The organism is Streptococcus sp. 1343 (assembly GCF_013277355.1).
GTDB lineage: Bacteria > Bacillota > Bacilli > Lactobacillales > Streptococcaceae > Streptococcus > Streptococcus pseudopneumoniae.
On the sequence record NZ_VMMT01000043.1, the window covers coordinates 1 to 6,682 of the forward strand.

Annotated in this window: 17 protein-coding genes and 1 pseudogene; all 18 read right to left on the reverse strand. The window is 39.5% G+C overall.

All coding sequences use genetic code 11. The features are described 5' to 3' along the window. Positions 1 to 33: 33 nt before the first annotated feature. Positions 34 to 510, reverse strand: a complete 477-nt coding sequence (locus tag HT709_RS06925) for a class I SAM-dependent methyltransferase (RefSeq protein ID WP_000502463.1) — start codon at positions 508 to 510, stop codon at positions 34 to 36. Further along, a pseudogene (locus HT709_RS06930) lies at positions 510 to 796 on the reverse strand (hypothetical protein). The gene HT709_RS06925 and the pseudogene HT709_RS06930 overlap by 1 nt, the downstream one beginning before the upstream one ends. Next, entirely contained in the window at positions 796 to 1,281 is a 486-nt protein-coding gene (locus HT709_RS06935; RefSeq protein WP_001021761.1) for a DUF1642 domain-containing protein, read from the reverse strand. Before HT709_RS06935 ends, HT709_RS06930 begins: the two are co-directional and overlap by 1 nt. A 1-nt stretch (position 1,282) precedes the next feature. Further along, on the reverse strand, positions 1,283 to 1,600 hold the full coding sequence (locus tag HT709_RS06940) for a hypothetical protein (protein WP_000969625.1): 318 nt from the start codon (positions 1,598 to 1,600) through the stop codon (positions 1,283 to 1,285). After that, positions 1,572 to 1,904 carry a hypothetical protein gene (locus HT709_RS06945; protein ID WP_023937066.1) on the reverse strand — a complete coding sequence of 111 codons (333 nt, stop codon included), beginning with the start codon at positions 1,902 to 1,904 and terminating at the stop codon, positions 1,572 to 1,574. Before HT709_RS06945 ends, HT709_RS06940 begins: the two co-directional genes overlap by 29 nt. After that, entirely contained in the window at positions 1,894 to 2,085 is a 192-nt protein-coding gene (locus tag HT709_RS06950) for a hypothetical protein (RefSeq protein ID WP_001105094.1), read from the reverse strand. The genes HT709_RS06945 and HT709_RS06950 overlap by 11 nt, the downstream gene beginning before the upstream one ends. Further along, a complete protein-coding gene (locus HT709_RS06955; protein WP_000233205.1) occupies positions 2,072 to 2,239 on the reverse strand; it encodes a hypothetical protein in 168 nt (55 codons plus the stop codon). Before HT709_RS06955 ends, HT709_RS06950 begins: the two co-directional genes overlap by 14 nt. A gap of 15 nt (positions 2,240 to 2,254) precedes the next feature. Beyond that, on the reverse strand, positions 2,255 to 2,650 hold the full coding sequence (gene ssb, locus HT709_RS06960; protein ID WP_000609557.1) for a single-stranded DNA-binding protein: 396 nt from the start codon (positions 2,648 to 2,650) through the stop codon (positions 2,255 to 2,257). Positions 2,651 to 2,748: 98 nt separating this feature from the next. After that, complete coding sequence (locus HT709_RS06965; protein ID WP_050261588.1) at positions 2,749 to 2,964, reverse strand: hypothetical protein; 216 nt, start codon at positions 2,962 to 2,964, stop codon at positions 2,749 to 2,751. 9 nt (positions 2,965 to 2,973) lie between these two features. Then, the gene (locus HT709_RS06970) at positions 2,974 to 3,435 is read right to left on the reverse strand and encodes a methyltransferase domain-containing protein (RefSeq protein WP_023937069.1); all 462 of its coding nucleotides are present in this window, start codon (positions 3,433 to 3,435) and stop codon (positions 2,974 to 2,976) included. Continuing rightward, the gene (locus tag HT709_RS06975; RefSeq protein ID WP_023937071.1) at positions 3,435 to 3,629 is read right to left on the reverse strand and encodes a hypothetical protein; all 195 of its coding nucleotides are present in this window, start codon (positions 3,627 to 3,629) and stop codon (positions 3,435 to 3,437) included. The genes HT709_RS06970 and HT709_RS06975 overlap by 1 nt, the downstream gene beginning before the upstream one ends. Before the next feature lie 14 nt (positions 3,630 to 3,643). Then, positions 3,644 to 4,414, reverse strand: a complete 771-nt coding sequence (locus tag HT709_RS06980; protein ID WP_000228206.1) for an ATP-binding protein — start codon at positions 4,412 to 4,414, stop codon at positions 3,644 to 3,646. Next, complete coding sequence (locus tag HT709_RS06985) at positions 4,408 to 4,566, reverse strand: hypothetical protein (protein ID WP_166728327.1); 159 nt, start codon at positions 4,564 to 4,566, stop codon at positions 4,408 to 4,410. Before HT709_RS06985 ends, HT709_RS06980 begins: the two co-directional genes overlap by 7 nt. Next, positions 4,554 to 5,390, reverse strand: coding sequence for a phage replisome organizer N-terminal domain-containing protein (locus HT709_RS06990; RefSeq protein WP_172925623.1), 837 nt, complete (start codon positions 5,388 to 5,390; stop codon positions 4,554 to 4,556). Before HT709_RS06990 ends, HT709_RS06985 begins: the two co-directional genes overlap by 13 nt. Next, on the reverse strand, positions 5,383 to 5,679 hold the full coding sequence (locus HT709_RS06995; protein ID WP_000391808.1) for a hypothetical protein: 297 nt from the start codon (positions 5,677 to 5,679) through the stop codon (positions 5,383 to 5,385). Before HT709_RS06995 ends, HT709_RS06990 begins: the two co-directional genes overlap by 8 nt. 15 nt (positions 5,680 to 5,694) lie before the next feature. After that, positions 5,695 to 6,015, reverse strand: coding sequence for a hypothetical protein (locus tag HT709_RS07000; RefSeq protein WP_138700194.1), 321 nt, complete (start codon positions 6,013 to 6,015; stop codon positions 5,695 to 5,697). A gap of 12 nt (positions 6,016 to 6,027) precedes the next feature. After that, positions 6,028 to 6,318, reverse strand: coding sequence for a hypothetical protein (locus HT709_RS07005; RefSeq protein ID WP_000398534.1), 291 nt, complete (start codon positions 6,316 to 6,318; stop codon positions 6,028 to 6,030). Between the two features lie 103 nt (positions 6,319 to 6,421). Further along, positions 6,422 to 6,565 carry a hypothetical protein gene (locus HT709_RS07010; protein ID WP_000389586.1) on the reverse strand — a complete coding sequence of 48 codons (144 nt, stop codon included), beginning with the start codon at positions 6,563 to 6,565 and terminating at the stop codon, positions 6,422 to 6,424. Positions 6,566 to 6,682 lie beyond the last annotated feature (117 nt).

The following is a 6,682-nucleotide window of genomic DNA, read 5'->3' on the forward strand; positions in this document are numbered from 1 at the left end:
CAGATAGCAGAATCCAGATAGCTATGAATCGTTTCAATCTGTGACCTCCTCAAATTTCATAAACGTCATCCAATGCGTAGTACCTCTTTGTTGTCCAAACAATGGTTTAAAAGGTACAGATTTAAGAACCTCTTTAACGTTGATTTGACAATCAGACCATTTAAAAACTAGAGTACCTCCAACTTTTAGAACTCTCATGCATTCTTCAAAACCCTTGGCTAAATCTTCCGGCCAGGTAACTTTATCCAGCTCGCCATATTGTGATCGCATAATTGAGTTTTGACCTGCCCATTTCAAATGTGGCGGATCGAATACTACTAGATTAAATGTTTCATCATCGAATGGCATATCACGAAAATCTCCGACAACGTCAGGGTTTACGTTTACCTTTTTCCCATGTATTTCAAATTTTTCTTGTCTGATGTCCATGAAAGTTGTATGACTCTCATTTTTATCAAACCAAAACATACGACTGCCACAACAAGCGTCTAGTATTCGTATATCTCCCATTATTCCACCTCCTCAAAATAACTATGAAATTTACTTAAATTGACAATAGCGACCTCTTCAACGAAATGTTTTCAATGTCAAAGTCTGGGTCATCTTTACTAAACTTTTTCTTAATGGCTTTTTCAGCTAGTGATGGTAAAGCGAATATACTTGCTCCGTTTTTTAGGGCAAGCGCTTGACCGTGTTTATTTACTATTCGATAACCAACATCAAACGGTCTAATTTCCATTGGGATTTTTATGCGTTTACTTTGATTCTTCATTCCTTCTTCAAGCGTTTGTATCATCACTCCACCTCCTCAATCTCAATCCCTGGGCAATCGAACACCCAGCCGAAACCAGCTTCTTCAAGTTCTTTGCGGGTGAATTTATAATTTCCAGTAATTATATTTTGGTTAAAATAAAGAACCTTCCCTGATTGCGTTTTAGTCAAAGGTTGCCCATTATTCAGACTAACAATATACCGCTTCTCTTCCTCGACCTCGTAGCCGTCAAGCCATGCACGAGCAACTAAATCAAATGGTCTTTCTTGCATAAACCATTTCCTAACTTCATCGTTCGTGAAATCAAATTCGAATAATTCTGCCACGTCTTTACAAGCTTTTCTAGCTTCCTCAATCCATTCAGCCACAAACTGCGGAACTTTGACTGATTTTTGTTCGTCTAGTTGTTTCAAGTCTCTTAGAACGGTTTTTAGAATAGTTTTTCCGCTAACAATACCTACAACACATTCAACCGCTTCGTACTTCTTAATCAATGCCTTAATATTCATCTTAGTTTCCTCCATAAATCAAATAAACTGCAATAACTACCTGAGACATGCCTGGTGAATAGCCAATCCAATCATCAAACTCCTTAGATTTTGGCAACCAACCCTTAGTAGCTCCCAAATCATAGTCGGTAGGCTTTTCATCAGCGAAGATGCATTCCATCGCTCCCATAAACGTCATACCATCTTCTGCCATTTCCCAAAAATAGTCCGCCCGGTCTTTCACCGCTTGTGGTAAATCTTGCTTGGGAGGTTGCGGCTTCCCGTCTTCTACCGTCCAGTTGTATACTTCATTAACTTTTTGCTTTAAATCTTCCATCATCTTCCAACTCCTCATTATATTTTTCTACCAATTCATGCAACCACGACCAACGTTCGGTTTCTTCAACGATTGGGTCAACTTCCCTTTCTTGCAACCAAGCTGAGAAATTAACCACATTATCAATGTAGATTGTGTCGTAATCGCCCCAATCCCAAACAGTTAAATAAATTTCTGTTTCAGTTCCATTTTCATCTTCAACCGTTATTGAACCATTTTCAACCCACGCTGTACCAAAACACAATTCGCAAGTGCCAGTCTGTTCTTCTTGAAAATCTGAATGGTATTCTGTCACTTTATATTTCATCTTCCAACTCCTCCACTTTTTTCCTCAATTCTTTATTCTTTTTCTTCAACAAATCGCGCTCCAGCGCTCTAATCCGTCTCTTGCGTGCATCGCACGGTTTCGAATACTCGATTATCTTCTCTTCATTTTGCTCAATTGTGCGTTTCAGTCCTTCGATTACTACCTGTTTATCGTAATTCATCGTCTAAAAATCTTTCAATAGCTTCTCTATAGGAGACTTCCGCCATACCGTCTAAGTCGTTCAGGGCTTCAATATAGTCTGGACGCCCTTGCCCATACTGCTTTTTCAAAAACTCAACAAAGAGATGAATTTCCTGATAGGTTACTCCAACCATATTTCTTACCTCCCACTAAAACGGAAAATCATCTTCCTCAAGGGCGTATCCTGGCATTTGTTCCTCAATATTCGAACGGTTAGCAGTATCATCACGCTTTTCAAGTCGCTCAAAACCATCTGCGACCACCTCAGTCAGATAGACCCTGCGCCCCTCCTGATTCTCATAGTTCCTTGTCTGGATGCGACCCGTCACACCGACCAGATTACCCTTCTTGCACCATTCTGCGAATAGCTCCGCCTGCTTACGCCACATCATACAGTTGATGAAGTCCGCCTCTCGCTCGCCGTTGGCTCCCTTGAAGTTCCGATTGACTGCAAGAGTAAACGTAGCGACTGCCACATTCGACGGTGTATATTTCAATTCAGGGTCTTTCGTCAAGCGCCCCACTAACGTAACATTATTGATCATCTTTCTTGTCCTTTCTTGCTGCACGTTCTCCGATTAAGTAGCCGAGAAATAGCCATAGAATAGCCATGCCAAATTCTTTAATAAGTTCAATCATTTTCTTATCCTCCTGAAAAAGTTGCTAAATAGTAACAATCCTTCGCACCATAGTCAAACCGTGTCGTCCGCTGACCAATGTGCTTCTGAAACCTTGGCTGAGTGATAGCCGAGAAAGCCCACTGATGATCTTCCATTTGCTCAATGAGATCATCGACATTGTCAAACATCCCAAGGTAAAACTTGCAGTGCCCGTTGTAGACGAAGTAAAGATTTAGCATCAATACCTCCTAAAATTTCATAAAAGCCATCCAGTGAGTTGTCCCACGCTGTTGCCCAAAAAGTGGTTGTTGTGGGACTAATTCCAAAATTTCCTTAACATTTACTTGAGCATCAGACCACTTGAAAATAAGTGTTCCTCCTGTTTTCAAAACCCTAAAACATTCTTCAAAACCTTGTTGTAAATCTAATCTCCAAGTCAACAAGTCTAGTTGTCCATATTGCGCACGCATGAATGATTTCTGGCCAGCCCATAAAAGGTGTGGTGGATCAAATACAACAAGGTTGAATGTTTCATCATCAAATGGCATATCTCGAAAATCTGCAACAATGTCTGGCTTAACATTGATTTTCTTTTTGTGAATCTCAAATTCCTCTTCACGTCTATCCATGTATGTTGTGTGTGGTTCATTTTTATCAAACCAAAACATTCGAGAGCCACAGCAAGCATCTAGTATTCTGATATCTTTCATCACTCCACCTCAACAGGGTAAAAGTTCCCAAAGGAACCCCTCAAAGCCTTTCCAACCTGTACGGCTACCCCACGAGAAACAAACCGCATGGCTTTCTTCTCCTCAGAATATGAAATGTCCAAGCCGGTCACTCCGATAACCACGGATCTCAGAAAGGGCTTATCCTCTCTTGTTCCATGTCTTAAAATAAACATCAGCCACCTCCATTCTAAAAATAGTGCTTCCGCTTGTTTGTCAAGTCGTTGAAAACCATCAAATGGTCTTTATCCACACCCTTCATCAGTCTGGACATAAAGGGTCTGCCATATCTTTTCTGAATATCAGCAGAAATCAAATTGGTGGTAATAATTGTATTTGAACGCTTATTCAGGATATTGTAGAGAATAGTAAACGACCACTCACTATCCTTTTCCATGCCCAAATCATCCAAGACCAAGAACTTAGCACTGGCAATTTTATTGACCAGAAACTCTTCCTGACTAAAATCAGCTTTAATCTTCATCAACAAGTCCGTCACATTGATAAAAATCGCAATCTCTTTCGTGTACTCAGATAGAGCCTTAACCATCGCAAAGGCCAAATGGCTCTTACCAGTTCCAGCTTCTCCTTGTAACACGATGTTGTTCCTAGCCCCCTCAGACCACTCACGACAAATCCTCTTTGCAAAAGCTAGCTTTTCTGCTTCTTTTTCAGTGGGTGTCTCAAAGTTGTCCAAAGTCGCATTTTTCAAAACCTCATCATAAAGAGAAAACTTCTCAAGATAGTATTTCCTCTCTCGCTCATTCTCAGCGTCGGCCAGTTCATTCACTCTTGCTTGATTCTCCTCATGGATCCGCTCAGATTCACACATGCGGCATACAACACTCTCAGTCCGCAATATCTTTATCAAAGGAATGTTATGCTTTTCGCAAAACTCATCTTGTTGTTCTGTATTCCTGTGATAAGATAAGGCAATCTCCTCAAACACATTGTCTACCATGACAGACGACCTCCACATTTATGCCAGCTAGCCATTTCAGACAAGCAGGCAACCACTTGATGAATTGGTTGGTTGGCTAAAAGAGTTTTCTTCTCGTAGCTTAACGGATAATAGTCAATCTCGAATTGTTCAATTAGTTCTAGTACCCCCATTCGTCCTTGGCCTCCTGTTCTTCTTTCTTATCCTTGTTCTTCTTTTCCGATTGACGAACCTGTTCAACAGTGGTAACATTGTTCATCTGCCAATTTCTTAAAATCCCACCAATATATTTGATGTTCGGCTTTCCTGAGTTAATAGCAGTCTTCAGTGCTTCCTTTACCAAATTCACATCATTCTCATTTAGTAGATGGTTGATTTCTTCAATTTCAAATCCAGATAAGAGTCTACGAAACTCAGATTGAAAAAGTTCTAAAATATTTTCTTGACCACCACTACTATTAGTAGTAGTTATTCTTTTCTTATTCTTATCTTTATCTAATCTATTCTTATTCTTATCTTTATCTAATCTATTCTTATTCTTATCTTTATCTTCTTCTAGTGCGTTACCGTCCGTTACTGTAACGTTACCTGTAACGTTACCAAGAGCAAGATTTTTCTGTTTTTTACGGTATTTGGCTACACGGTTGCGTGTCTGTTCCTTTATTTTCTCCATTCCGTCAACGTTTTGATGTTTTTCCCAATTTGGCAAGCTAATAATACCATCGATAATCTCAATCATCCCAAACTGTTCAAAAACTCCAATAGCCATTCTTACTGTATTCAATGGTCTACGAAAAATAGTAGCTAACATTTCATCTGTATAGTGAACCTTATCAGTCATCATCAACAAACCATTACTGTTATGTTTTCCAGCAAGTGTCAAAATCTTGAACCATATCACTAAGATGGCATCAGGATCAGGCAAGGCATCAATCAGGCAAATCTTTTCATCGTCAAAAATATCGGTTGTGATTTTTATCCACTTAATTTCAGACATACCTAGCACCCCACTTCCTACGGTTAGCGCGATACTTCATTCGCATATCCTCATAGATGTACCTGCCTTCCAGCTCCATTTTTTCAATCTTTAGCAGCTTATTTTTAAGCTCCACATCACGATAGTCCTTAGCTAGTTTTTTATAGTCTGTTAGGTATTCTTTGACTAGTAATAGATTTTTATAATCGTTTTCCCATGTCGTAATAAAATGTCTTGAAGTTGATTCCCTTCCTTCCAGTTCTTTAACAATCATAATCAGGTTATCCAGCGATTCAATCAATTCTTCCATTTCCTGACCTCATCATTACAAAAGTCTGATTGCAGACTGTTTCGGCTCTGGCAAGGCTAGAGGCTCAGGGCGCAATCCTGCAGGCGGTTCGTTGTCGTAGGTGAAACCCTTGAACTCTCTACGGATATTCTTGCGGATTTCTTGCCATTTATCCTCTCTACCACGTTCATAAGCTTGGTTATAGCCTTGGGTAATCATAGACGCAAATTCTTGCTCTTCTCGTCTTTCTTTTTCCTTACGCTCCTCTTGCAATTTGATATGACGGCAAAGCCCTGCAAATCCAATCAGCAAAGCTCCAACACCCATAAGCTGGTCTAAAATCGGTGGTTCAAACATTTTTTAATCTCCTTATGCTCTTAATTTTCGTACTTCTTTTTCTAATTCCAAAATTTCATAAACATCATTGATATCATACATAATATCTTTCCCTTGCTTACGAAATCTTAATCCTTTACGTTCTAACTTTTTAATATAGCCATGAGTAAAGCCGAACTTCTTCATCAAAGCCTGTTGATTGATTGGCATGCGATCATTCTCTAATTGCTCCTTGACCTGCTTTTCAGCAAAAGCCAATAATTGATTTGTGAACAATTCAGCACTTTCGCCGTCTAATCGTAATTGTAACGTTATACCTTCCATTTTCTACATCCTCTCAACTATGCGGGCAAGCATTTTTGTGATATAATGGTTTAAATTGTTTTAGTATGCGCCTGACTTCGTCAGGTGCTTTTTTGCGTTGTTGTCAAACTGTTTTACTTTCCAGCGCTCTGAGTTCTATCTCATGGCTGACTTGTCTAAATAGCTTCTCACACGCTATTTTAGCTTCTCTGTACGTTGTAGATTCACTGATGAAGTAATCAGCAAGTTCGATAATTTTATCTTCCATTCAACCTCCTATATCAGCCTCAAGACTGATGTAATCCTCCTAAATTGCTATAATACTCTTGACTAGGACCTCTCACCGTTTTAGTCAAAATTTCAATGGAAAGGAGGTTCAAAAAAT